The following is a 23,315-nucleotide window of genomic DNA, read 5'->3' on the forward strand; positions in this document are numbered from 1 at the left end:
CGGGCAGGGATAGTGGAGCCTGACGACAGGGGCGCCGCGGCGACATCGCCACGGCTGAGACGCACCCTCGGAACCTGACCCGGATAATGCCGGCGGAGGGAGTCGTGTGGCCCCGGCCCTGCGCCGAGCCGCACCTCCCGCGCCGGGGAGGCCCCATGCTTGCCATCGATCCCGCCGCGCACCTGGCCCGGGTGCGCGAGACCAGCCCGCTGGTCCACAACATCACCAACCATGTGGCCATGAACAGCATGGCCAACGTGCTGCTGGCCATCGGCGCCTCGCCGGCCATGGTCCATGCCCGCGAGGAGGCCGCCGAGTTCACCGCGCTGGCCGGCGCCCTGACGATCAATATCGGCACCCTCTCGCCCCACTGGGTCGATGCCATGGAGGCCTCCGCCCTGGCCGCCGGGGAGACGGGGCGTCCCTGGGTGCTGGACCCGGTGGCGGTGGGCGCCACGCGCTATCGCCGCGAGACCGGGGCGCGACTGCTGGCGCTGTCGCCGGACGTGATCCGGGGGAATGCCTCGGAGATCATCGCCCTGGCGGGGCAGGCCGGCGGCGGGCGCGGCGTGGACAGCACCGACCCTGCCGAGGCGGCCCTCGACGCCGCCCGCCGGCTGGCCCGCCAGACGGATGGCGTGGTCGCGGTGACCGGCGAGGTGGACCTGGTCACCGATGGCCGACGGGTCGCCCGACTCAGGGGCGGCCACCCGCTGATGCCCAGGGTCACCACCCTGGGCTGCGCGCTGACGGGGGTGGTGGCGGCCTTCCTGGCCGGCGCCGATGACCCCTTCGAGGCGACGGTGGCGGCGCTTGCCTGCTACGCCGTGGCCGGCGAACTGGCCGGCGAACTGGCAAATGGCCCGGGCAGCTTCGCGGTGGCCTTCCTCGACGCCCTCTTTCACCTGGAGGGCGAGGCCCTGACCGAACGGGCCCGACTGGAGGTGGACGATGCGCCTTGATCTCTCGCTGTATCTCGTCACCGACCGCGGGCTCTGCGCGGGCCCTGGGCTGGTGGAGACCGTGATGGCGGCGGTGCGCGGCGGCGTGACGGTGGTACAGCTGCGCGACAAGCACGCCAGCGACGTCGAACTGATCGACCAGGCGCGTCGCCTGAAGGCCGCACTTTACGGCACCGGTGTGCCGCTGATCATCAATGACCGGCTGGAGGTGGCCCTGGCCGCCGGCGCCGACGGCCTGCACATCGGGCAGGACGACGGCGACGTGGCCAGAGCCCGCGCGGCGCTGGGCCCGGAGGCGATCCTCGGGCTCTCGGTCCAGACCCATGACCAGCTCGCCCGCCTCGACCCGGCGCCGCTGGACTACCTGGGGCTGGGCCCGGTCTTCGCCACCCCCAGCAAGCACGACCACGCCGCGCCGCTGGGCTTCGAGGGCCTGGCTGCCCTGGTGGCCGCCAGCCCCCTGCCGAGCGTGGCCATCGGCGGCCTCAAGGCCGAGCACGTGGCCGCGACGCGGGACGCCGGTGCCCGCGGCCTGGCGGTGATCTCGGCGATCTGCGGCACCCCCGACCCCGAGGCCGCCGCGCGGGCCTTCCGTTCCCCGCGCTGAGGCGTCAGGAGGTCGGACGACGCTTCAGGGTGGTGCGTCGCTCGTGGTAGGCGATCGCCAGGCCACTGCCGATGATCAGGATGCTGCCGACGAACACCCAGAGATCCGGCATCTCGCCCCAGAACCACCAGCCCAGCAGCACCGCCCAGAGCATGGCGGTGTAGTCGAAGGGCGCGGCGATGGCCGCCGGGGCATGGCGGAAGGCCATGGTGATGAAGGCCGTGGCGCCCACCCCGAAGAGGCCCGATCCCGCGAAGGCCAGCCAGTGCCAGGGGTGGGGCGTCTGCCACACCCAGGGCAACGCCATGGCGGTCACCACGAAAGGCACCAGAGTCATGTAGAAGACCATCGCCCAGAGGTGCTCGGTGCCGCCCCAGCGCCGCGCGGTGATCATCATCAGCGCATAGAAGGCCGCCGCCCCGATCAGCGCCAGGGCGCCGGGGTCGAAGGCCTCGCCGCCGGGACGCACCACGATCAGCACCCCAACGAAGCCCACCAGCGAGGCCGCCAGCACCGGCCCCTCGATGCGCTCGCCCAGCAGCGGCACCGAGAGCAGGGTGACGAACAGCGGTGCCACGAAGGCGATGGCGGTGGCCTCGGCCAGCGGCAGCAGGGTCAGGCCCAGCACGAAGCAGAACATGGTGCCGGTGTAGATCAGCCCGCGCAGCAGGTGGATCCCGGGGCGTCGGGTACGCAGCTTGCGCAGGCCGCCGCCGAACCGGGCCAGCACCGCGATCAGCGGCAGCGAGACCAGGGTACGGAAGAAGATGATCTGCAGCGGCGAGTGCACCTCACCCAGCCACTTGGCGATGGCGTCACCGATGGCCAGGCAGAGCACGCCCAGGCACATGAAGCCGATGCCCTTGAATGACGGTGACATGCCGAATGCCCTCCCCTGGCGGAACCCCAAAAAGCCACCCCGCCGGCCTGGGGCCGGCGGGGTGGGTGGAGATCACTACGCTAGTCGGTGACGTGCCGGAGGGCAAGCCTTCAGAGGCTGGCCTGGACCACCATGCACTCCATGCCCTGGGCCACCAGGCGACGGCAGGCGGTGTGGGCCTGGCCCTCGTTCATGTCCACCAGGCGGGCGCGAAAGACGCCGGCATCCTTGGCATCGGCTACGGCGATCCGGGCATCGGCCAGCTCACTGGCCAACTGGTCGGCGGCACGGGACGCCAGGTTGCGGGCATGGACCGCATCGCTGAAGGCGCCGACCTGTACGCCCCAGCCCCCGCGCTGGACGGCGCTTCCCGGGACGGGATCCGACGACGCACGGGTGCTGGCCATCAGCTCGCGGATCGGGTCGTCGGCCGAGCCCTGCTCCAGGCGCGCCGTCGTGGTGGCGGCCGACGTCTCGACGGTGGCGACTCGCGATACCACGGCCGGCCTCGGGGCATCCACTGCCGCCACCGGCTCCTCCGCCGGGGCCGGCGGGAAGGCCGACGCCACGGGCGGCGACGCGGCGCCCGAGGATGGCGTGCCGAGACTGGCCAGGCGGACCCGGTCGCCGGCCGGCTGGCCCGGGGCCTGGGGCTCGCCCGGCATCAGCCGGCCACCGGAGATGTCGGCACTGGCCAGCCAGCCGCGACCATCTGCCAGCGAGGCCCGCACGAAGCCGCGATCCAGCAGCTCGGCGGTGTGCAGGTCCCGCGAGGCGGCGGAGAAGCCGCCCATCACCACGGTGAGCAGGCGACGGCCGTCACGCACCGCCGAGGTGGCCACGTTGAAGCCGGAGGCGCGGATGAAACCGGTCTTGAGGCCGTCGGCACCGGGATAGTTCTTCAGCAGGCGGTTGTGGCCCGTGATGGTCTTGCCCCGCCAGGGAAAGCTCGTCCGCGAGAAATAGGGGTAGTACTGGGGGAAGTCACGCATCAGGTGCCGGGAGAGCACCACCATGTCACGTGCGGTGGTGACCTGACCGGCATCGGGCAGGCCGTTGGGATTACGGAAGACGGTGTCCGGCATGCCCAGGTCGCGAGCCTTGTCGGTCATCATGCGGGCAAAGTGCGTCTCGCTGCCGCCCAGGGCCTCGGCCACCACCACGGCCACATCGTTGGCCGACTTGATCACTAGCGCCTGGATGGCGGTCTCCACGGGAATCGACGAGCCGGCCTTCACATAGAGCTTGGAGGCCGGCTTGGAGGCGGCATAGGAAGAGACCGGCAGCGGCTGGGCCAAGCTCAGCCTGCCCTCCTCCAGGGCCTCGAACACCAGGTAGAGCGTCATCATCTTGGTCAATGAGGCCGGATAGCGCAGCTTGTCGGCATTCTCGGCGTAGAGGATCTCCTGGCTGTCGGCATCGATGACGATACCCGCATAGCGAGGATTGGCCTGGACGGCCGAGGTAGCCAGCAGCAGGCAGGCCAGCAGCACAAAGATGCCCCCTCTCCGGCGCCGGTTGTTTGTTGTGATAGGCACCATGTCGCGTTCCCTCGAGGTTTGTTACCGTTGCATCTAGCCATTATGGCCGTCTGTGGCGCGCTGTACAGGGCGGAGGGCGGACTTTCTGCCGATTTTTCGCCGCATTATCTCGTCCTTCACCCTGTCCACCGGCGGCGACCACCCCTTTCGATTGCGTCCACCTATCGTAACCATATGGTAAATCAGGTTACGCGATGGGCAAGGCTCCCCTAGTCTGGCGGGCAAATACCGCTCACGGCATGGAGCCTCGCCATGAAGAAGACCGCCACCTTCGCCATCGTGCACTTCTGCGTGGCCTTCGGCGTGACCTGGATAGTCACCGGCAGCTGGGTGCTCGGCGGCATGATCGCGCTGCTCGAACCCGCCGCCAACACCGTCGCCTACTTCTTCCACGAGAAGGCCTGGGAGGCCGTTCAGCGGCGACGGGCCCGCCTCGCGGCCTGACGCCGAAAGAACTCAGCGGCCGGGCGCTGCCAGCCCGACCAGGCCGGCGCAGTCCTCCAGGGCCTCTCGGGCCTGGTCCAGGGTCCCCACCAGCGCGGTATCCACACCGCTGCTTGCCAGTCGTTCCCGACTCGCCTCCAGTCGCCCCCGTGCATGATCCGGCGCGCCGGCCAGCCGACGCAGGGGCTCGAGGACAGCCTCCAGCTCCTGGCGCTGCTGCGCCGTCAGCCGGGGATCGACCAGTCCCTCGCGCAGCGCAATGATCGCGTGGGCCAGGTTCAGGACCCCGAGCAACCCCGCGCGCTCGTCGATCCCCATGCGATCGGCGCGCCCCAGGTGGAGCATCAGCCGCAGCAGGCGCCGGAACATGCGGCCGTGCCAGCGACGGTCGAGCCCCCCGCCGCCCTGGCCGCAGAGCCGCTCGACGTCGCGCAGGATCAGCCGCGCCAGGTGGCCGGCCCGGCGTCCCGGGTCGCGGGGCAGCAGGCGGTAGGCCAGGGCCACCAGCAGGATGCTGGCGAGCAGCGCCGCGGAATCGACCAGCACGTCCGGCATGGCGATGGAGGCCGACAGGAAGGGCTGGCTGGCCAGCATGAAGCACATGTTGCCATCCAGGGCCGGGATGGCCGTCCTCGTGCTGGCCCGGGCCAGTCCACCCAGCAGCATGAAGGGGGCCAGCATCAGAAGGATCTCCCCCAGGGAGCCGGCATGGGGCATCAGCACGAGCCGGAACAGCGCTGCCAGTGTCACCCCCACGGCCACTCCCTGGACCATCTTCGGGGCAACCTTCTGGGGGAGATCCATGCTCGACAGCACCGTGGTGAAGGTGCAGAGCCCCATGGCCGGCATCCAGGCGTTGGACCAGTCGGAATAGAACACGAACAGTCCCCCTGCCAGGGTGACCAGCCCCGAACCGGCGGCGGCAATCAGCGCCGAGCGCGCGTCGCGCCGGGTGACCAGGGTCGCGCCCCGGGCCAGCAGGGGGCCGGGATCCTCTCCCTGCCTCCAGGCGAGCGCGGCCCGCTCCGCCATCAGCAGCTTGTCCAGCGCCGCGGCGAGCCCCCGGTCGAGGGGGCGCGCCAGGGCCGACGCCCGCTCCAGCGCATCCCGGGCAGAGCCGTGCGCCAGTGGCTGTTTCAGCGACATCGCCGACTCGGTCAGGGCCTCCCGCAGGGCACGCTGCTCAGGCCCAGCGGGCCCGGCCATGGTACGCAGCGCCGCCATCAGCCCCAGTGTCGCCGCCACGAAGGCGTTGTCCACGCGCACGCCCCGTGAGGGCTTGAAGGGGCCGGCATACACCGGGGCCAGCTGCTGCTCAACCTCGACCAGAGCCATCAGCAGTTCGCCATCTTCCCGGGAGGAGGGCGCGGAGGAGCCGAGGCGTCCGGCGAGTCGGGCCAGCGCCTCGCCGGCCAGTTGCCGGACCCGCTCGAGGAGCTCCTGCCTGGGCGGTCGGGTCAGGATCAGCCACCCCATCAGCATCACGCAGAGCACCCCGATCAGGGTGCTCTCCACCCGGGAGAGCGCCAGGGTGAAGACCCGGCCGGCATCGCCGAGGCTAGGCAGCAGCACCACGCTGGCGGTCAGGCCCGCCATCATCGCGGCATAGCCTAGCGAGGCCCGGATCAGCTGGGAGGTGGCGCCACAGAGGGCCGTCCAGAGCGCGAGCAGGAAGATCGAGGCGAGGGTCGGCAGGCCGCTTGTGAGCAGCAGGAAGCCAGCCATGGCGCCGACCAGGGTCCCGGCGAGGCGGTGGACGCCGCGCTCCAGCAGCATGCCCCGTGATGTCTGGGCGACGATCCACACCGCCATGGGCGCCCAGAAGGCGTTCTGCACGTGCAGCAGGGAGGCGATGGCAAAGGAGGCCCAGGCCGCGAGGGCCGTGGCGGTGCCGAAGTAGACCCCCTGCCGGTCGAGTCCCGTCAGTCGCTGAAGGCGCGTCGCACTGTCCAAGGGCTCTGGCTCCCGTGATTAGCGGTGGGGCGGGGATGATAGCATGCGACCAAGGTCTAGCCCTGCGTCGTCAGTGGCCCAGCAGGCGCTGTCCGCCGAGCCACACCAGGCGCAGCGCCAGCAGCGTCAAGGCCCACTTGAAGAGGGTGTCGAAGCGGTGCTCCGAGAGGCGATGCAGCAGGCGCAGGCCCAGCCAGGTGCCGAGGAAGCCCGCCGCCACCATGACCAGCATCAGCGGCAGCCAGTCGCGGAAGACGAAGCCGGCCACGCCGAACACGAAAGCCTTGGTCAGGTGCTGCAGCAGCATGCAGGCGGAGAAGGTGGCCACCTTGGCCAACCGACCCGACAGGCTCTGCTTGATGAAGGCGGCCACCATGGGGCCGCTGGCGCCCACCAGGCTGGAGAGCAGGGTGGTGACGGCGCCGGCGACCACCACGCCTGCCCTTCCCAGGGCCCGTTTCGGCAGCCCCGGCCCCCAGCAGGTGAAAAGCACGAAGGCGGCGATGCAGAGCTCCAGCACCCCGGCCGGCAGGCGCACCAGCAGCCAGGCGGCAGCCAGCGCGCCCAGCACCACCCCCGGCAGAAAGGCGCCCAGCAGGGCGTGATCGACATGGCGCCAGGTCATTGCCGTGCGGCCGACGTTGGAGCCGAGCTGCACCATGCCATGGACCGGAATCAGCGCCGCCGCCGGCATCACCTGGGCCAGCGCCATGATCATCAGCACCCCGCCCCCGACGCCCACCGCGGCGGTGAAGGCCGAGGTGAACACCGACAGCAGCACCAGCACCAAGTTGATGCCGCCCGACAGCGGCGACAGGCTCTCCAGCAGCATCGACGTCTCCAGGGTCACGAGGGGAGGCCACTATAACCCGAGCCCGCCCCTGCCGGCCCCGGGGAGCCGGGCCGCCCCTCAGCCGTCGCCAAGCTGCCGCTTCCAGCGCTCCTCGATGGTATCGAGCTGCGCCGGGCCGTAGTGCGCCTGGGGGTGGCCCCCGTAGTGGGCCCACAGCTGGTTGCCGAAGTCGTAGTGCCACCACTCGCTGGGCAGGTTGCTGAAGCCCGCGCCGCGCATGGCGTGGTAGAGCACCCGGCGGTAGCCCCGGGCCCGGCGCTGCCGGGCATCCGGGGCGTCGAGGCGCTCCAGGTGGTCGCTATGGGAGGCCGCGCTCGCCTCGTCGAACTGCGACCCCATGTCGAGCATCAGGCCATCGGCATCACACAGCGTCACGTCCACCGCGCCGCCGGTGAGGTGCGGGCTGGGCGCCAGGGGATCGCGGCTGGGCATCGCCACGAACTCCCGGGTGCATGCGAGCAGCGTCTCCTCGTCGCAGGTCGGGTGCCGGGCGCGCATCACCTCGAAGAGGGTATCGAAGAGGTACTGCTGGACCCGCCAGGGTCGCCAGCCGTCCAGTACCACCAGGCCGAGGCCCGGGGGAAGGCCACGCGCGACAGAAAGCAGGCGCCGATGGACGCTCTCCCGCACGAAGCACTCGGGTACCGCGCCGGGGATGCCCAGTCGCGCATAGGCGGGGAAGACCCGGACCGGTTCGGGCGCGAGGCTCATCGGCACCAGGGGCTCGTCGTCGGGGACGACCGGCAGGCGACCGAGGCGCTCCCAGCACGGCTCGTCCAGGTGGGGAACCGGGGTCTCGGCGGGGTCGGAAGGGGGCATGCGGCAGGTCCAGGAGAGGGGTTTCCCCGAGCCTAGCCGAGTCGCGCCGGGGACGACATCCCCGAGCGCGGCAGGCCGCGGGCGGCTCAGGCAGGCCCGCCCCGGGACGCGGGCTCCATCGGCAGCCGCGCGATCAGCGCGCTCACCCCGGCAGTCACCCTCGCCACGGTCTGCTCGTCGTAGAGGCGTCCCTTGCGCTTCTTCAGGCCCTGCTCATAGAGCCTGACGTGCTCGGTGGGCGTCACGCCGGCATTGGCCAGGCAGTGGTGGGCGCAGTGCATCTGGCAGCCGTCGATGGCCACGATGGGCCGGCCGGAGCGGGCGGTGCGCACCAGGCCGGGCACGCCGCCGCCCACCCCGGCGATACAGGACATCTCCGCCTCGCCGCCATGGTCCAGGCGCAGGGCGACCTGGTTGGCGAGCTGGGCCACGTCGGAGCAGCCCGAGCAGGAGTAGACCAGGGGACGGGGGGTGTTGCGGGGTCGGGACATGGGGCCTCCCAGGGATTGCGGCACGACGCTCAGTCGTCGCTCAGCATGAGGTCACGCAGCTTCTGTTCGTCGAGCACCACCAGGCGCTGGCGGTCGATGTTGATGACCCCCTCCTCGCGCAGCCTGGCCAGCAGGCGCGACAGGGTCTCCGGCGTCATGGCCAGCTGGGCGGCCAACCAGCGCTTGGGAATGGTCAGCCGAACCACCCGGGGGCCCCTGGCGCGGCCCGTCGGCAGCTGACGCAGGATGTAGCTGACCAGGCGCGCCATGGCGTCGGCCTGGGTCAGCAGCGCCATGTCCTCGAGGCGCTCGGTGAGCTCCAGGGCCAGGCGACTCATGAACTCGGCCCGGCAGGCGGGGTGGCGGTCCATGATCTCGCGACAGCGCGCCGCGGGAATGGTCAGCACATGGGTGCGGCGCAGGGCCTCGGCGGAGTAGAGGTAGACCCCGGCGCTGGCCACCATGCTCAGCTCGCCGAGGGTGCCGCCGCGCTCCACGCAGCGGATGGTCGCCAGTCGACCATCGCCGGCGCTGCGTACCAGGCGCACCGCCCCGCTGATCACCACGTAGAGCCACTTGGCCGGCGCATCCTGGCGGAACAGCCACTCGCGGGTCTTGAGGGTGCGCACCTCGGTGTCCTCCAGCAGGGCCTCGAGCTGGTCCTCGTCGAGGTCGCCCAGCCAGGGCACCCCGCGCACCAGTTCGCGCAGCTGTCGGGGCCGGAACAGCAGCTCAGTCGAGGAACTGGGTACCGGGGCAGTATCCGTAGACATGGCCTTCCTCCACTTGGGTATCGGCATCGATGATCAGGTAGCCATGGGCCTGGCTGGCGGCCCCGAGCATATGCGAGCCCTGCCCGCCGGCCAGGCGTGCCACGGGGGCACCACCGGTCCAGTCCAGCACCACCCTCAACAGCTCGCGCCGGCCTCTCGGTGCCCGCCGGGAGAAGCCGGCGGTGACCGGGAAGCGCTGCAGCGGCGGCGGGGTGCGCCCCTGGCGCCCCTGCACGAAGGGCAGCGCCAGCCACTGCCAGCCCACCAGCGAGGCCACCGGGTTGCCGGGCAGGCCGATCAGCGGGGTGCCGTCGCGCAGCGAGGGACCGAGCCAGCCGAGCGCAAACGGCTTGCCGGGCTTGATCGCCACGCCGTGGAAGGTGATGCCGCCCAGGCGCTCCAGCACCGGCCGAACGTGGTCCTCCTCCCCCACCGAGACCCCGCCCGTACACACTACCAGATCGGCCAGTTCGCGCGCCCGGGCAAGACATTGACCCAGGTCAGCGGCGGTGTCGGCAACCACGCCCAGGTCGAGGACCTCGCAGCCCTGCTGGGCGAGCAGGGCACGCAGCATGGCCCCATTGCTGTTGTAGACCTGGCCGGGCACCCAGGCCTGGCCGGGCTCGATCAGCTCGTCGCCGGTGCTGACCAGGGCCACACGGACCCGCCGGCGCACCGTCACGGCATCGATGCCCTGGCTGGCCAGCAGCGCGATGGCCGCGGCATTCAGCCGCGTCCCCGCGACCAGCACCACGTCACCGGCGCGACTCTCCTCGCCGCGTCGACGAATGTTGGCGCCCGCGGCCAGCACACCCTCGACGTGCACCCGCCCCGCGGCGTCCAGGCTCACCCTCTCCTGGGGCACCACGGCGTCCGCGCCCAGCGGCACCGGGGCGCCGGTGAAGATGCGGGCGCAGCCCCCTTCGGGTAGCCTGAGCACGCCGGCACCGGCCGGCACGCGCAGCGTCACCGGCAGGCCGGAGGGATCAGCGGCGAGCTCGCCGCGACGCAGGGCATAGCCGTCCATGGCGCTGTTGTCGACCCCGGGCAGGTCGAGGCCGGCCCGGGCATCCTCGGCCAGCACCCGACCGGAAGCATCGGCCAGGGCGACCCGCTCGCAGCCGGCCACCGCCACGCCGGACGCCAGCATCAGGGCGCGGGCGTCGAAGAGGTCCAGCAGGCCGGGCGTGACGACCTCCGCGCAGCCGCAGTTCATGCCCCGGCCCCTTCCGCCATGTCCTCGTCGGCGCTCGCCTGCCGGGACGCACAGTGCCTCGCCTCCGGCAGCACCATGGCGACGAAGTTGCAGGGCCTCGTGCGGGCGTCGAGCTGGGCGGCGAGGATGCCATCCCAGGCAGTGGCGCACGCCTTGGGCGAGCCGGGCATGGCGAACACCAGGGTACGGTCGATCAGCCCGGCCACCGCCCGGGACTGGATGGTGGAGGTGCCGATGGTCTCCAGGGAGAGCTGGCGGAACAGCTCGCCGTAGCCGTCGACCGCCTTGTCGAACAGCGGCGCGAGCGCCTCGGGGGTGGTGTCTCGAGGCGTGAAGCCGGTGCCGCCGTTGACCAGGATCACCTGGATGTCCTGGCGCACCACCCAGGCCGAGACCACCGCGCGGATGCGGTAGACGTCGTCGGGCACGATGCGTCGCTCCACCAGGGCGTGGCCGGCCTCGGTGAGGCGCTCGGAGAGCAGGTCGCCGCTGCCATCCTCGTCGAAGCCGCGGGTGTCGGAGACGGTCAGCACGGCGATGCCCAGCGGGGCGAAGGGGGTATTGGCGTGAACGTGGGCCATGGGGTCCTCCTCGCCGCCCGCGGCGCGAGCGGCGTCATGGAAAGGAGAGTCGGATACGTCGAGGGGGCCAGGCCGGCCCCCTTCATGTGGCTACTGCATCAGGGCACTGGCGCTGTCGTCGTCGAGCGCGATGCCCTCGACCCCGATCTCGGCCTCCAGCGCCAGCAGGTAGTGGCGCAGGGCCCGGCGGGTGGCCTGCTCGCGCAGGCTGTGGCGGACGTGCTCGGCAACCTGCTCATAGGGCAGCTCGCGCCCCTCGACACGCGCCTCGATGCTGACGACATGCCAGCCGTAGCGCGAGGCCAGCGGTCGATCGTGGAGCCCCTCGGGCAGGTGCTGCAGGGCACGGTCCAGCTCGGCCACGGTCTGGCCGGGGGCCAGCCAGCCCAGGTCGCCGCCCTCCTCCTTCGAGGGGCAGGCGGAGTGGCGCTGGGCGAACTCGGTGAAGCGCTCGGGCACTGCCTGCAGCTCGCGGACCAGCTTCTCGCCCAGGCGATAGCCGGCGTCGCGGGCCGGGGCGTCGTCCGGCGCCGCGGCCAGCAGCACGTGGCGCACCCGCAGGCGGGTGGGTTCGCTGAAGCGCTCGGGATGGGCGGCGTGGAAGCGGCGGCAGTCCTCCTCGGCGGGCTCGGGCACGTCCAGCTCCCGCTCCAGCAGCTCGGCGATGGCGGCATCCGCCTCGTCGACCGCCTCGCCGGCGGCCTCGGCCATTCCCAGGGCCGCCGCCCGCTGGCGCAGCAACTCGCGTACCACCAGGGCACGGGCCGCCTTGAGCTGGGCGGTGCCGGCGCTGTCTGCCGGGTGGAACTGCATCTCCTCGGCGATGGCGGCCTCCTCGATGGTGGCCTCGCCGACCCGGACGGGCGGGGGGGTGGCGCCCCCCGGGATCATCTCGATATCGATCTTCTGCATGGTGATAACTCCTCAGCCCCGCTTGCGGACCAGCTGGTAGCGGCGCGTCACGTAGCCGAAGGGCACGCTCCACACATGCACCAGGCGCGAGAACGGGAACAGCAGGATGATGGTCAGGCCGACGAAGATATGGAGCTTGTAGATCCAGGAGACCTCGGCCATGTAGTCGGCCGCACCGCCGCTGAAGAAGACGATGGACTGCGCCCAGCTGGAGAGCGTCAGCATCATCTCGCCGTCCAGGTGGCCCAGGGAGAAGATCACGGTGATCATCCCCAGCGCCGCCTGGAAGACGATCAGCCCGAGGATGACGGTATCCATGATGCTCGACGAGGCCTTCACGCGCGGGTTGGTCAGGCGACGGTAGAGCAGCATGGCGCCCCCCACCACGCAGAGGATGCCGGCGATGCCACCCACCACGATCGCCAGCAGCTGCTTGGTGCCGGCATGCAGGAAGGGCGCATAGACCCAGTGCGGCGTCAGCATGCCGAACAGGTGCCCGAAGAAGATCACGATGATGCCGATATGGAAGAGGTTGCTGGCCAGGCGCATGTTCTTCGACGAGAGCATCTGGCTCGAACCGGTCTTCCAGGTGTACTGGCCATGGTCGAAGCGCAGCAGGCTGCCGACCAGGAACACCGTGCCGGCCAGATACGGGTAGTAGCCATAGATCAGGTGTTGCAGGTATTCGCCAAACATGACGGTTCTCCTTTAGCGATCGGTCATGGCGCGGTCGGTCGAACCGCTGCTGGGCATGATCCTGACGGGGTCGCTGGGCACGGCCTGCTTGCGCTCGGCGAGTCGGCGACCCTCGGCGGACTGCAGGGCGCAGTCCTCGTCGGAGGCGGCACTGAAGCGCACGGCCTCTTCCTCCCAGACCTCGTCCAGCGCCTCCGGGGTGTCATCGGGCGCCTCGTCCTTCACCGTCTCGCGGTGGGCGTCGACGTCCCCCTCGGCGCCGATCAGTGCCAGCAGCGCCAGCGGCACCAGGGCATGGTCGGCGTCGCGCTCGTCCAGTCGGGCGGCGAGCAGCGCCAGGATATGGCGGATCTCGCCCAGCCAGCGGCCGATCTCGGCCTCCGGGCGGGTCGAGAGGTACTCCAGGAACAGCGGCAGGTAGTCGGGCAGCTCGCGGGCATCGAGCTCGAAGCCCGCGGCGCTGTACTCGGCCATCAGGTCGACCATGGCCTGGCCGCGATCGCGGGACTCGCCGTGGACGTGTTCGAAGAGCAGCAGCGAAGTGCTGCGCCCCTTGTCGAACAGCGCCACGTACTCGGCCTGCAGCTCCATCAGGTCGGCATCCAGCAGGCGCTGGCACCAGTCCATCAGGCGGGTGCGCAGCGCCGCCTCCCAGCGGCGCTCGGCGTCGAGGAGCTCGATCATCTCCGGCGCGGCGGCCTGGAGCTCCGCGGAGGGGTAGTCGAGCAGCCGGGCCAGCACGCGCAGGCTCAGCATGTCCGGTTCCGCCACGGGGTATTGCATTGCAGCCTCAGCCATGACGCACCTCCTCGCTCCGGGTCTTGTCCTGTGCAGCAGGGTCGAAGGTCTCGGCCGGCTGGACCAGGGTGGTGGTGGTCTTGCGGCCCCCGAACAGGCTCTGACTGCTGTCACCGTGGCAACCGTCACCGAAGGTGAAGCCGCAGCCGCCACGCTCCGGGAAGGCCTCGGTGGCCATCTCGCGGTGGCTGGTGGGGATCACGAAGCGATCCTCGTAGTTGGCGATGGCCAGATACCGGTACATGGACTCCACCTGGGCCTCGGTGAGGCCCACGCTCTCCAGTACCTCGGTCTCGGCCTTGCCCTCGACGTGCTTGCCGCGCATGTAGAGGCGCATGGCCATCAGGCGCTTGAGCGCCAGTACCACGGGCTCCTCCTCGCCGGCGGTGAGCATGTTGGCCAGGTACTTGACCGGGATGCGCAGCGACTCGATCTTCGGCATCACGCCGTCGAACTCGACGTTGCCGGCCTCGGCGGCGGACTGGATCGGTGACAGCGGCGGCACGTACCAGACCATCGGCAGGGTGCGATACTCCGGGTGCAGCGGCAGCGCCAGGCCCCAGTCCATGGCCAGCTTGTAGACCGGCGAGGCCTGGGCGGCGGCGATCACGTTGTCGGTGATGCCGTCCTTCTTCGCCTGGGCGATGACTTCCGGGTCGTTGGGGTCCAGGAAGATCTCGCACTGGCGATGGTAGAGGTCACGCTCGTCCGGCGAGCTGGCCACCTCCTCGATGCGGTCGGCATCGTAGAGCAGCACGCCGAGGTAGCGGATCCGGCCCACGCAGGTCTCGGAGCAGACGGTCGGCTGGCCGGCCTCGATGCGCGGATAGCAGAAGATGCACTTCTCGGACTTACCGGTCTTCCAGTTGTAGTAGATCTTCTTGTAGGGGCAGCCGGAGATGCACATCCGCCAGCCGCGGCACTTGTCCTGGTCGATCAGGACGATGCCGTCCTCCTCGCGCTTGTAGATCGCGCCACTCGGGCACGATGCCACGCAGGTCGGATTGAGGCAGTGCTCGCACAGGCGCGGCAGGTACATCATGAAGGTGTTCTCGAACTGGCCGTAGATGTCGGCCTGGATCTTCTCGAAGTTCGCGTCCTTGCGGCGCTTGGCGAACTCGGTGCCGAGGATCTCCTCCCAGTTCGGGCCCCATTCGATCTTGTTCATGCGCTCGCCGGAGATCAGCGAACGCGGCCGCGCGGTGGGCTGGTGCTCGCCCTGCTTGGCGGTGTGCAGGTGCTGGTAGTCGAAGGTGAACGGCTCGTAGTAGTCGTCGATCTCCGGCAAGTCGGGGTTGGCGAAGATGTTCGCCAGCACCCGCCACTTGCCGCCGATGCGCGGCTCGATGCGGCCATCCTTGCGGCGCAGCCAGCCGCCCTTCCACTTGTGCTGGTTCTCCCACTCCTTGGGATAGCCGATGCCGGGCTTGGTCTCGACGTTGTTGAACCAGGCGTACTCCACGCCCTCGCGGCTGGTCCAGACGTTCTTGCAGGTCACCGAGCAGGTGTGGCAGCCGATGCACTTGTCGAGGTTGAGGACCATGCCTACCTGGGAACGAATCTTCATTTCACGGCCTCCTGCTCGTAGTCATTGCCTTCGCCATCCAGCCAGTCGATCTTCTTCATCTTGCGCACGATGACGAACTCGTCGCGGTTGGAGCCGACGGTGCCGTAGTAGTTGAAGCTGTAGGACAGCTGGGCGTAGCCGCCGATCATGTGGGTCGGCTTGGGACACACGCGCGTCACCGAGTTGTGGATACCGCCCCTGGTACCGGTGATCTCGGAGCCCGGCATGTTCAGGATCCGCTCCTGGGCGTGATACATCATCGCCATGCCGTTCTTGACCCGCTGGCTGACCACCGCGCGGGCCGCGATGGCGCCGTTGGCGTTGTACAGCTCGATCCAGTCGTTGTCCTCGACGCCGATGGATTTCGCATCGTCCTCGGACATCCAGACGATGGGGCCGCCCCGTGACAGGGTCTGCATCAGCAGGTTGTCGCTGTAGGTGGAGTGGATGCCCCACTTCTGGTGCGGGGTGATCCAGTTCAGGGCGATCTCCGGGTTGCCGTTGCTCTTGGTCTCGGCCAGGCTGACCGCCGCCTTGGTGTCGATGGGCGGACGGTAGACCAGCAGGCTCTCGCCGAAGGCGCGCATCCAGGGGTGGTCCTGGTAGAACTGCTGGCGGCCGCTGACGGTGCGCCACGGGATCAGCTCGTGGACGTTGGTGTAGCCGGCGTTGTAGGAGACGTGCTCGTCCTCGAGGCCGGACCAGGTCGGGCTGGAGATGATCTTGCGCGGCTGGGCGACGATGTCGCGGAAGCGGATCTTCTCCTCCTCCTTGGGATGCGCCAGGTGGGTATGGTCTCGCCCGGTGATCTTGGAGAGCGCGCCCCAGGCCTTTACCGCCACCTGGCCGTTGGTCTCCGGCGCCAGGGTCAGGATCATCTCGGCGGCGTCCACGGCGCTGTCGATCTGCGGGCGCCCCTTGTGCGGCCCGTCGAGCTTGCGGTGGTTGAGCTTGCCGAGCAGGTCCACCTCCTTCTCGGTGTTCCAGGCGATGCCCTTGCCGCCGTTGCCGATGCTCTCGAGCAGCGGGCCGATGGAGGTGAAGCGCTCATAGGTCTCGGGGTAGTTGCGCTTGACCTCGATCAGCGCCGGCATGGTCTTGCCGGGGATCGGCTCGCACTCGCCCTTCTTCCAGTCCTTGACCTCGACCTGGGCCAGCTCGGCGGGGGAGTCGTGCTGGTGCGGCAGGGTGACCAGGTCGGTCTCCTCGCCCAGGTGCCCCACGCAGACCTTTGAGAAGGCCTTGGCGATGCCCTTGTAGATGTCCCAGTCGCTGCGCGACTCCCAGGCCGGGTCCGTCGCCGCGGTGAGCGGGTGGATGAAGGGGTGCATGTCGGAGGTGTTGAGGTCGTCCTTCTCGTACCAGGTCGCCGTGGGCAGCACGATGTCCGAGTAGAGGCAGGTGGTGGACATGCGGAAGTCCAGGGTCACCAGCAGGTCGAGCTTGCCCTCGGGCGCCTCGTCATGCCACTTGACCTCCTCGGGCTTCTGGCCGCCGAACTCCCCCAGGTCCTTGCCCTGGATGCCATGGCGGGTGCCCAGCAGGTACTTGAGCATGTACTCGTGGCCCTTGCCGGAGCTGCCCAGCAGGTTAGAGCGCCAGATGAACATGTTGCGCGGGAAGTTCTGGGGGTTGTCCGGATCCTCCGCGGCGAAGGCGAGCTTGCCGCTCTTCAGCTGGTCCACGGCGTAGTCGGCGGTGGAGAGGCCCGCGGCCTTGGCGGCCTCGGCCAGGCGCAGCGGATTGGTGCCGAGCTGCGGCGCCGAGGGCAGCCAGCCCATGCGCTCGGAGCGCACGTTGAAGTCGATCAGGCTGCCGGGATAGTCCTCGGCCCTGGCCAGCGGCGAGAGGATCTCCTTGATCTCCAGCTTCTCGTAACGCCACTGGGAGGAGTGGTTGTAGAAGAAGGAGGTGGAGTTCATGTGGCGCGGCGGGCGCTGCCAGTCGAGGCCGAAGGCCAGCGGGGTCCAGCCGGTCTGCGGGCGCAGCTTCTCCTGGCCCACGTAGTGGGACCAGCCGCCGCCGCTCTGCCCAACGCAGCCGCACATGACCAGCATGTTGATCAGGCCGCGGTAGTTCATGTCCATGTGGTACCAGTGGTTCATGCCGGCACCGACGATGATCATGCTGCGCCCCTGGGTCTTGTCGGCGTTGTCGGCGAACTCGCGGGCGATGCGGGTGGCCTGCTCGGCGGGCACGCCGGTGATCTTCTCCTGCCAGGCCGGGGTATAGGGCTTGACCTGGTCATAGGCAGTCGCGCCGTCGTCCTCGCCGAAGCCGCGGTCGATGCCGTAGTTGGCGCACATCAGGTCGAACACGGTCACCGCCAGCACGTCGCTGCCGTCGGCCTTCTTCAGGCGCTTGGCGGGCAGGCTGTGGAACAGCAGCTCGTCGCTGGCGCCGCCGCTCTTGACGTGGTCGAAGTGCTCGTGGGCGATACCGCCGAAGTAGGGGAAGGCGACCTTGGCCACCTCGTCATGCTGCTCGGCCAGGGTCAGCAGCGGCTTGATCTCGGTGCCTTCGGCATCCAGCGGCTCGAGGTTCCACTTGCCCACCTCGTCGCCGGTCTCGCCCCAGCGGAAGCCGATGGAACCGCGCGGCACCACCAGCTGGTCGCGGGCCTCGTCCCAGGCGACGGTCTTCCACTCCGGGTTGTTGCCCTGGCCCAGGCTCGCCTCGAAGTCGCTGGCGCGCATCTGGCGGCCCGGTGCGTAGCTGCCGTCCTCGCGGACCTCGAGCTCGACCAGGAAGGGCATGTCGCTGTAGCGGCGCACGTAGTCGGTGAAGTAGGCGCTGGGCTTGTCGAGGTGGAATTCCTTGAGGATGACGTGCCCCATGGCCATGGCCAGGGCGGCATCGGTGCCCTGCTTGGCGGAGAGCCACTCGTCGGTGAGCTTGGAGACCTCGGCGTAGTCCGGGGTGATGGAGACGGTCTTGGTGCCCTTGTAGCGCACCTCGGTGAAGAAGTGGGCATCCGGGGTACGGGTCTGCGGGACGTTGGAACCCCAGGCGATGATGTAGCCGGAGTTGTACCAGTCGGCGGACTCGGGCACGTCGGTCTGCTCGCCCCAGGTCATCGGCGAGGCCGGCGGCAGGTCGCAGTACCAGTCATAGAAGCTCATGCAGACGCCGCCGATCAGCGACAGGTAGCGGCTGCCTGCGGCGTAGCTGACCATGGACATGGCGGGGATCGGCGAGAAGCCGATGATGCGGTCCGGGCCGAACTGCTTGGCGGTGTAGACGTTGGAGGCGGCGATCAGCTCGTTGAGCTCGTCCCAGTCGGCGCGCACGAAGCCGCCCATGCCCCGGGCGCGCTTGTACTGCTTGGTCCGGGCCGGGTCCTCGACGATGGAGGCCCAGGCATCCACCGGGTCGCGCTTCGCCTCGAGCGCCTCGCGCCACAGCTTGAGCAGCGGCTTTCTGATCAGCGGGTGCTTGAGGCGGTTGGCGCTGTACATGTACCAGGAGTAGCTGGCGCCACGCGGGCAGCCCCGCGGCTCGTGGTTGGGCAGATCGGGCCGGGTGCGCGGGTAGTCGGTCTGCTGGGTCTCCCAGGTGACCAGGCCGTTCTTGACGTAGATCTTCCAGCTGCACGAACCGGTGCAGTTCACCCCGTGGGTGGACCGCACCACCTTGTCATGCTGCCAGCGCTGCCGGTAGCCGTTCTCCCACTCGCGGGACTCCTGACGGACCTCGCCATGCTCGTTGGCGAAGGGCTCGCGGGCCTTGCGGAAGAAGTTCAGCCGATCGATGAAGTGACTCATGGTCGCTCTCCAGGCTCCTGATAAAGATGCGTGGCCACCCCGGGCCACTCGGACTGCCGCTCCCTCGCAGGGCTCAGGCAGCTTCCATGGGGGGGATTCTGGGGGATTGGAAGGCGGAATACTGCCCGGTTACCTCCATATACATGCCCCCTACCTCCAAGGGGATAGACGCCGGAAAAGAAAGGGTTAGGCCAGCGATATCAGCACGCACGGCGGGAGCCCAGGAGCCTGTCGGATTTGACCGATCGTGACGAGAGATTCGGATTTCGAGACAAGTTCATCGATCTGATGAGGCGAATAGCCCGCTATTTAACGAATCAGATCGAATGAAATTGGCCGAAAGACCGGATCTCGCAGTAGATCAGCGTTAAGTCCGACAGGCTCCTCTCGCATGGTCGGCCACCATCACCAGCATGCACGCCACCAGGGCGGCATAGAGGAACATGAAGCCCGCGGTATGCACTCCCAGCCACTCGCCGCCCACCACGAAGACCAGTGGCAGCAGGGCGGCGAAGAGCCCACCGAGGGTCAGCGCCAGGCCGCCCACCAGCGCCATGTCGCCGCCGTGATCGCGATGGATCAGCCGCATCAGGCTGCCCTGCCCCATCCCCATGGCGACGCCCATGGCCACCAGCAGTCCCAGGAAGACCCATAGCGGGGCCGCGTAGTGCAGCATCAATTCGCCATGAATGCCCTCGATACGCATCGAGAAGGGGGGGTAGGAGAGCAGGAAGAGACAGACCAGCACGAAGGCGCTGACCCACCAGCGCAGGCTGCGGAAGTCGCGCAGATCGGCCAGGGCGCCGCCGATCACCTGACCCGCCCCGACGGCGAGCGTGAAGGGCAGCGCCCAGAGCGCCGCCGCCTGCAGCGAGAGGCCATACCGGGCCGTCAGGTGGCCGGGCAGCCACAGCGCCAGGGCGACGAAGGCGCCGAAGAAGAAGCTGTAGGTGATCGCCAACCGCCACAGCTGCCAGTCGGCAAGGCGGGAGACCAGGCGCACGGCTCGCCTCCTCGGTGACGCTCGAGCAGGCGGCGCCTCGTCATCCTCCGCCTCACCCACGGACGCGGGCGCGTCGCCGTCATCGGCGAACAGCCACAGCAGGGCCGCCACCAGCAGCACCGGCAGCAGGTAGAGCAGCGGTGCCATGCGCCAGCCATAGGCCTGGCTGACCAGCGGCAGCAGCAGGTAGCTCAGCCCCGCCCCCACCATGCCGGCCCCGTAGAGGCCCAGCGCCAGGCCGGCATGGCGCGCCGGCCCCAGTTCCGCCACATAGACCAGGCCGGCGGCCAGCGCGCCGGCCCCCAGCCCCAGCCCCAGGCCGGCCAGCAGGAACTCCAGGTAGTGATGTGCCTGACTGATCCACCACAGGAAGGGACAGATCAGCAGCAGGCAACCGAGCATGACCCGACGCCCGCCATGCCGCCTGGCCAGCAGCGCCATGGGCAGGCTGGCCAGGGCACCGGCGAGCATCGGCATGGCCAGCAGCACCGCAAAGCCGACGCTGCCCAGGGCCAGGTCCCGGCGAAGCTCCACGCCGAGCACGGCGAACAGGGTCCAGCAGGCGAAGACCAGGGCGAAGGCCAGCGGCGAGAGCACGACCACCACCAGCGAACGGTAGCCCGGAGGCGCCGATTCGCCAACGAACGGCGCATCGCGCGGCTCCTTCGGGAGGGTATCGGGGTCGCGGGACATGGGACCGGGGCTCGAGGGATAATGGCTGAATTCTCGGTAGCCCCGGGGAGCGGGTCAAAAGGGCAAGGGAGGTACACCTTTGAGGGAGCAACGACTACCCACTAGGGTATAGTGGCACCCTGAATCCTACTCTAGCGCCGCATGCGGAGGGCCCTCCCGCCGATGAAACTGCTGCAACGCTCCCTGGTGGCTCGCATCATCGCCTCGCTGCTGGCGATCAGCGCCCTGGCACTGATCAGCATCGTGGTGACCATGGTGGTGGCCAACGGCAGCCGCGGCGATGCCGCCGCCATCAACGTGGCCGGCTCGCTGCGCATGAACACCTACCAGATCGTCGCGGCCCTGCAACGCTACGAGCAACAGCCCGAGGCGGCGCAGCGCGAACGGGTACAGGCGTTGGGCGAGCGCTTCCGCGAACGGCTGGCGAGCCCACAGCTGACCGAGGCCCTGCCCGAGGCCGAGGATCATCCCCTGCGGGAGCAGTACCGGCTGCTGGCGTCGCGCTGGGACGAAGCGCTGGCACCCCAGGTGACCCGCGCCATTGCCGGCGGTGGCCTGGAGGTCGACGCGCTGCGCCAGACGCTGGACGGCCTGGTGGGGGACATCGACCGGTTGGTCACCCAGCTGGAGCAGAACAGCGAGGCCAAGATTCACCTGCTCAGCGTGCTGCAGATCCTCTTCCTGGTGCTGACCGCCGTGGTGGTGGCGATCGCCCTCTACGATATCCGCCACAACCTGGTGGCGCCGCTTCACCAGCTGGTGGTACTCGCCCGGGAGGCCAGCCGCCGCAACTTCCACTATCGCACCCGGCTCAAGGGCAGCGACGAGCTGGCCCTGCTGGGCCGGACCCTGGATACCATGTCCGGGGAGCTTGCCACCAGCTACGCCGATCTGGAGGCGCGCGTCTCGCGCAAGAAGCAGGAGCTCGAGCGCAGCAACCGGGTCATGCAGGTGCTCCACGATGGCAGCCGGGCCCTCTATGGCGGCGGCAACGACCTCTGCGCCAGCGCCGCCCCGATGCTGCGCCGCATCGAGGAGCTGCTCGAGATCGGCCCGATCAGACTCTCGCTGCACGACCCCTTCGACGACCGCGAGGTGCCGATCCTGGCCACCCACTCGCGCAGCCGCCCGACCTACTGTCGCGACCACGACTGCCACGCCTGCCTGCTCGACCCGGAGCCCCTGGAGCTCTCCGAGACCGGCAAGGCGGAGTGCCTGCTGCTGCCGGTGAGCGTCGGTGCGACCCTGCTCGGCACCCTGGAGGTCTGGTATCCCGAGGGCCACGAGCTCACCGACAGCACCCGCCGGCTGCTCAACGCCCTCACCGACCAGCTGGCCACGGCGGTCTACCTGCAGCGGCGCATCGAGGAGGAGCAGCAGGTGACGCTGATGAACGAGCGCACCATCATCGCCCGGGAGCTCCACGACTCCCTGGCCCAGTCGCTCTCCTACCTCAAGATGCAGGTCGCCAGGCTCGAGCGCATGCAGGCCAAGGAGATGCCCCGCGAGGCGCAGACGGCGGTGTTCGGCGAGCTGCGTACCGGGCTCGACAGCGCCTATCGTCAGCTGCGCGAGCTGCTGACCACCTTCCGCCTCAAGCTCGAGGGCCCCGGCCTGCAGAGCGCCATGCGCCAGACCACCGAGGAGTTCGCCGAGCGGCTCGCCTTCCCGGTGGAGCTGTTCTTCGACGTGCCCCCGCACCTGCTCAATCCCAACGAGGAGATCCATGTGCTGCAGGTAGTCCGCGAGGCGCTGGCCAACATCCACAAGCATGCCCGCGCCCACTGGGCGGCGGTCACGGTGCGCTTCCAGCACGCCCGGCTACATGTCATGGTCGAGGACGACGGCATCGGGCTGCCGGAAGACGGCTCGCCACCCATGCACTACGGGCTGGTGATCATGCGCGACCGTGCCGATACCCTGGGCGGCGAGTTCGCGGTGCGCAACCGCCAGGCCGGCGGTACCCTCGTCGAGCTCACCTTCTCCCCCCAGACCGCGCGACTGATCGCCCAGCAGCCGGCCAGCGGGCCCGAGACCACCGCCCTTCAACACGGACACAGGGACTAGCCAGGATGACCCGGACCGATCACGACACCCCTGCCACGATCCTGCTCATCGACGACCATCCGCTGCTGCGCCGCGGCGTGGCGCAGCTGCTCGAGCTGGAAGACGACCTGATCCTTGCCGGCGAGGCGGGCGAACCGGAGGTCGGACTCCGGCTCGCCGGCGACCTCGACCCCGACATGATCCTGCTCGACCTCAACATGCCCGGCATGGACGGTATCGCCACCCTGAAGGCGCTGCGCGAGCAGGGCTATGCCGGGCGCATCGTGATGTTCACCGTCTCCGACCACGAGGAGGACGTGGTGGCCGCCCTGCGCAGCGGCGCCGACGGCTACCTGCTCAAGGACATGGACCCCGACGAGATGGTGCGCCAGCTGCGCCAGGCGGCCCTGGGTCGCATGGTGATCAGCGAGAGCCTTACCGCCCTGCTGGCCGAGGCCCTGCGCAGCCAGCGCAACCAGCCGGCGGCCCCGGATATCCACAGCCTGACCCAGCGCGAGCGCGAGATCCTGCGCGAGCTGGCCGCCGGCCTCTCCAACAAGCTGATCGCCCGCAAGCTCGACATCACCGAGGGCACGGTGAAGGTGCACGTCAAGCACCTGCTCAAGAAGCTCAACCTGCGCTCGCGGGTGGAAGCCGCGGTCTGGGCCGTCCAGGAGGGTGTGGACAAGTAGATCCTGTGTGGATACCTCCAAAGA

20 protein-coding genes and 1 riboswitch are annotated in these 23,315 nt (G+C 69.4%); of the genes, 5 read left to right on the forward strand and 15 right to left on the reverse strand.

Features of this window, described 5'->3' with window-relative positions:
* The first annotated feature begins 17 nt into the window (after nucleotides 1-17).
* Nucleotides 18-118: riboswitch (TPP riboswitch) on the forward strand.
* A gap of 37 nt (nucleotides 119-155) precedes the next feature.
* Nucleotides 156-962, forward strand: coding sequence for a hydroxyethylthiazole kinase (gene thiM, locus QLQ83_RS08630; RefSeq protein WP_282735114.1), 807 nt, complete (start codon nucleotides 156-158; stop codon nucleotides 960-962).
* A complete protein-coding gene (gene thiE / locus QLQ83_RS08635; RefSeq protein ID WP_282735115.1) occupies nucleotides 952-1,569 on the forward strand; it encodes a thiamine phosphate synthase in 618 nt (205 codons plus the stop codon). Before thiM ends, thiE begins: the two co-directional genes overlap by 11 nt.
* A 4-nt stretch (nucleotides 1,570-1,573) precedes the next feature.
* Here the strand turns inward: thiE and QLQ83_RS08640 are convergent, their stop codons facing one another.
* On the reverse strand, nucleotides 1,574-2,449 hold the full coding sequence (locus QLQ83_RS08640; RefSeq protein WP_282735116.1) for a DMT family transporter: 876 nt from the start codon (nucleotides 2,447-2,449) through the stop codon (nucleotides 1,574-1,576).
* Between the two features lie 110 nt (nucleotides 2,450-2,559).
* The gene (locus tag QLQ83_RS08645; RefSeq protein ID WP_411971121.1) at nucleotides 2,560-3,990 is read right to left on the reverse strand and encodes a serine hydrolase; all 1,431 of its coding nucleotides are present in this window, start codon (nucleotides 3,988-3,990) and stop codon (nucleotides 2,560-2,562) included.
* A gap of 252 nt (nucleotides 3,991-4,242) precedes the next feature.
* On the opposite strand from QLQ83_RS08645, the gene QLQ83_RS08650 reads away from it, so the two are divergent.
* The gene (locus QLQ83_RS08650; protein ID WP_282735118.1) at nucleotides 4,243-4,434 is read left to right on the forward strand and encodes a DUF2061 domain-containing protein; all 192 of its coding nucleotides are present in this window, start codon (nucleotides 4,243-4,245) and stop codon (nucleotides 4,432-4,434) included.
* A gap of 12 nt (nucleotides 4,435-4,446) precedes the next feature.
* Here QLQ83_RS08650 and QLQ83_RS08655 read toward each other — a convergent pair whose 3' ends face one another.
* The 13 genes from QLQ83_RS08655 to QLQ83_RS08715 all read right to left on the reverse strand — a co-directional run bounded on the left by QLQ83_RS08655 (nucleotide 4,447) and on the right by QLQ83_RS08715 (nucleotide 20,553).
* A complete protein-coding gene (locus QLQ83_RS08655) occupies nucleotides 4,447-6,387 on the reverse strand; it encodes an FUSC family protein (protein WP_282735119.1) in 1,941 nt (646 codons plus the stop codon).
* Nucleotides 6,388-6,457: 70 nt separating this feature from the next.
* Nucleotides 6,458-7,219, reverse strand: coding sequence for a sulfite exporter TauE/SafE family protein (locus QLQ83_RS08660; RefSeq protein WP_282735120.1), 762 nt, complete (start codon nucleotides 7,217-7,219; stop codon nucleotides 6,458-6,460).
* 78 nt (nucleotides 7,220-7,297) lie between these two features.
* On the reverse strand, nucleotides 7,298-8,059 hold the full coding sequence (locus QLQ83_RS08665) for a M15 family metallopeptidase (RefSeq protein WP_282735121.1): 762 nt from the start codon (nucleotides 8,057-8,059) through the stop codon (nucleotides 7,298-7,300).
* Between the two features lie 86 nt (nucleotides 8,060-8,145).
* Nucleotides 8,146-8,550, reverse strand: a complete 405-nt coding sequence (locus QLQ83_RS08670) for a putative zinc-binding protein (protein WP_282735122.1) — start codon at nucleotides 8,548-8,550, stop codon at nucleotides 8,146-8,148.
* Nucleotides 8,551-8,579: 29 nt separating this feature from the next.
* The gene (locus QLQ83_RS08675) at nucleotides 8,580-9,323 is read right to left on the reverse strand and encodes a Crp/Fnr family transcriptional regulator (protein WP_282735123.1); all 744 of its coding nucleotides are present in this window, start codon (nucleotides 9,321-9,323) and stop codon (nucleotides 8,580-8,582) included.
* Nucleotides 9,283-10,539 (reverse strand): molybdopterin molybdotransferase MoeA, encoded by a 1,257-nt coding sequence (locus QLQ83_RS08680; RefSeq protein ID WP_282735124.1) that lies wholly within the window; start codon nucleotides 10,537-10,539, stop codon nucleotides 9,283-9,285. Before QLQ83_RS08680 ends, QLQ83_RS08675 begins: the two co-directional genes overlap by 41 nt.
* The gene (gene moaB, locus QLQ83_RS08685) at nucleotides 10,536-11,120 is read right to left on the reverse strand and encodes a molybdenum cofactor biosynthesis protein B (RefSeq protein WP_282735125.1); all 585 of its coding nucleotides are present in this window, start codon (nucleotides 11,118-11,120) and stop codon (nucleotides 10,536-10,538) included. Before moaB ends, QLQ83_RS08680 begins: the two co-directional genes overlap by 4 nt.
* 90 nt (nucleotides 11,121-11,210) lie before the next feature.
* On the reverse strand, nucleotides 11,211-12,032 hold the full coding sequence (locus QLQ83_RS08690; protein ID WP_282735126.1) for a peptidylprolyl isomerase: 822 nt from the start codon (nucleotides 12,030-12,032) through the stop codon (nucleotides 11,211-11,213).
* A gap of 12 nt (nucleotides 12,033-12,044) precedes the next feature.
* Complete coding sequence (gene narI, locus QLQ83_RS08695) at nucleotides 12,045-12,728, reverse strand: respiratory nitrate reductase subunit gamma (protein ID WP_282735127.1); 684 nt, start codon at nucleotides 12,726-12,728, stop codon at nucleotides 12,045-12,047.
* A gap of 12 nt (nucleotides 12,729-12,740) precedes the next feature.
* Entirely contained in the window at nucleotides 12,741-13,526 is a 786-nt protein-coding gene (narJ, locus tag QLQ83_RS08700) for a nitrate reductase molybdenum cofactor assembly chaperone (RefSeq protein ID WP_282735128.1), read from the reverse strand.
* Nucleotides 13,519-15,093: a nitrate reductase subunit beta gene (gene narH, locus QLQ83_RS08705; protein ID WP_282735129.1), complete on the reverse strand. Its 1,575-nt coding sequence runs from the start codon at nucleotides 15,091-15,093 to the stop codon at nucleotides 13,519-13,521. Before narH ends, narJ begins: the two co-directional genes overlap by 8 nt.
* Nucleotides 15,090-18,857, reverse strand: coding sequence for a nitrate reductase subunit alpha (locus QLQ83_RS08710; RefSeq protein ID WP_282735130.1), 3,768 nt, complete (start codon nucleotides 18,855-18,857; stop codon nucleotides 15,090-15,092). Before QLQ83_RS08710 ends, narH begins: the two co-directional genes overlap by 4 nt.
* A 367-nt stretch (nucleotides 18,858-19,224) precedes the next feature.
* A complete protein-coding gene (locus QLQ83_RS08715) occupies nucleotides 19,225-20,553 on the reverse strand; it encodes an MFS transporter (protein WP_282735131.1) in 1,329 nt (442 codons plus the stop codon).
* Nucleotides 20,554-20,715: 162 nt separating this feature from the next.
* On the opposite strand from QLQ83_RS08715, the gene QLQ83_RS08720 reads away from it, so the two are divergent.
* Both QLQ83_RS08720 and narL read left to right on the forward strand, forming a co-directional pair.
* Entirely contained in the window at nucleotides 20,716-22,620 is a 1,905-nt protein-coding gene (locus QLQ83_RS08720; protein WP_282735132.1) for a type IV pili methyl-accepting chemotaxis transducer N-terminal domain-containing protein, read from the forward strand.
* 5 nt (nucleotides 22,621-22,625) lie between these two features.
* Complete coding sequence (narL, locus tag QLQ83_RS08725) at nucleotides 22,626-23,291, forward strand: two-component system response regulator NarL (protein ID WP_282735133.1); 666 nt, start codon at nucleotides 22,626-22,628, stop codon at nucleotides 23,289-23,291.
* Nucleotides 23,292-23,315: the final 24 nt, after the last annotated feature.

The sequence above is a fragment of the Halomonas rhizosphaerae genome (assembly GCF_030010555.1).
Taxonomy (GTDB): domain Bacteria; phylum Pseudomonadota; class Gammaproteobacteria; order Pseudomonadales; family Halomonadaceae; genus Halomonas; species Halomonas rhizosphaerae.

What these genes read in the sequence shown, in the direction of transcription:
- thiM (WP_282735114.1), top strand. Translation starts at nt 156, where the DNA reads ATGCTTGCCATCGATCCCGCCGCGCACCTGGCCCGGGTGCGCGAGACC.
- thiE (WP_282735115.1), top strand. Translation starts at nt 952, where the DNA reads ATGCGCCTTGATCTCTCGCTGTATCTCGTCACCGACCGCGGGCTCTGC.
- QLQ83_RS08640 (WP_282735116.1), bottom strand. Translation starts at nt 2,449, where the DNA reads ATGTCACCGTCATTCAAGGGCATCGGCTTCATGTGCCTGGGCGTGCTC.
- QLQ83_RS08645 (WP_411971121.1), bottom strand. Translation starts at nt 3,990, where the DNA reads ATGGTGCCTATCACAACAAACAACCGGCGCCGGAGAGGGGGCATCTTT.
- QLQ83_RS08650 (WP_282735118.1), top strand. Translation starts at nt 4,243, where the DNA reads ATGAAGAAGACCGCCACCTTCGCCATCGTGCACTTCTGCGTGGCCTTC.
- QLQ83_RS08660 (WP_282735120.1), bottom strand. Translation starts at nt 7,219, where the DNA reads ATGCTGCTGGAGAGCCTGTCGCCGCTGTCGGGCGGCATCAACTTGGTG.
- QLQ83_RS08665 (WP_282735121.1), bottom strand. Translation starts at nt 8,059, where the DNA reads ATGCCCCCTTCCGACCCCGCCGAGACCCCGGTTCCCCACCTGGACGAG.
- QLQ83_RS08670 (WP_282735122.1), bottom strand. Translation starts at nt 8,550, where the DNA reads ATGTCCCGACCCCGCAACACCCCCCGTCCCCTGGTCTACTCCTGCTCG.
- QLQ83_RS08675 (WP_282735123.1), bottom strand. Translation starts at nt 9,323, where the DNA reads ATGTCTACGGATACTGCCCCGGTACCCAGTTCCTCGACTGAGCTGCTG.
- QLQ83_RS08680 (WP_282735124.1), bottom strand. Translation starts at nt 10,539, where the DNA reads ATGAACTGCGGCTGCGCGGAGGTCGTCACGCCCGGCCTGCTGGACCTC.
- moaB (WP_282735125.1), bottom strand. Translation starts at nt 11,120, where the DNA reads ATGGCCCACGTTCACGCCAATACCCCCTTCGCCCCGCTGGGCATCGCC.
- QLQ83_RS08690 (WP_282735126.1), bottom strand. Translation starts at nt 12,032, where the DNA reads ATGCAGAAGATCGATATCGAGATGATCCCGGGGGGCGCCACCCCCCCG.
- narI (WP_282735127.1), bottom strand. Translation starts at nt 12,728, where the DNA reads ATGTTTGGCGAATACCTGCAACACCTGATCTATGGCTACTACCCGTAT.
- narJ (WP_282735128.1), bottom strand. Translation starts at nt 13,526, where the DNA reads ATGGCTGAGGCTGCAATGCAATACCCCGTGGCGGAACCGGACATGCTG.
- narH (WP_282735129.1), bottom strand. Translation starts at nt 15,093, where the DNA reads ATGAAGATTCGTTCCCAGGTAGGCATGGTCCTCAACCTCGACAAGTGC.
- QLQ83_RS08710 (WP_282735130.1), bottom strand. Translation starts at nt 18,857, where the DNA reads ATGAGTCACTTCATCGATCGGCTGAACTTCTTCCGCAAGGCCCGCGAG.
- QLQ83_RS08715 (WP_282735131.1), bottom strand. Translation starts at nt 20,553, where the DNA reads ATGTCCCGCGACCCCGATACCCTCCCGAAGGAGCCGCGCGATGCGCCG.
- QLQ83_RS08720 (WP_282735132.1), top strand. Translation starts at nt 20,716, where the DNA reads ATGAAACTGCTGCAACGCTCCCTGGTGGCTCGCATCATCGCCTCGCTG.
- narL (WP_282735133.1), top strand. Translation starts at nt 22,626, where the DNA reads ATGACCCGGACCGATCACGACACCCCTGCCACGATCCTGCTCATCGAC.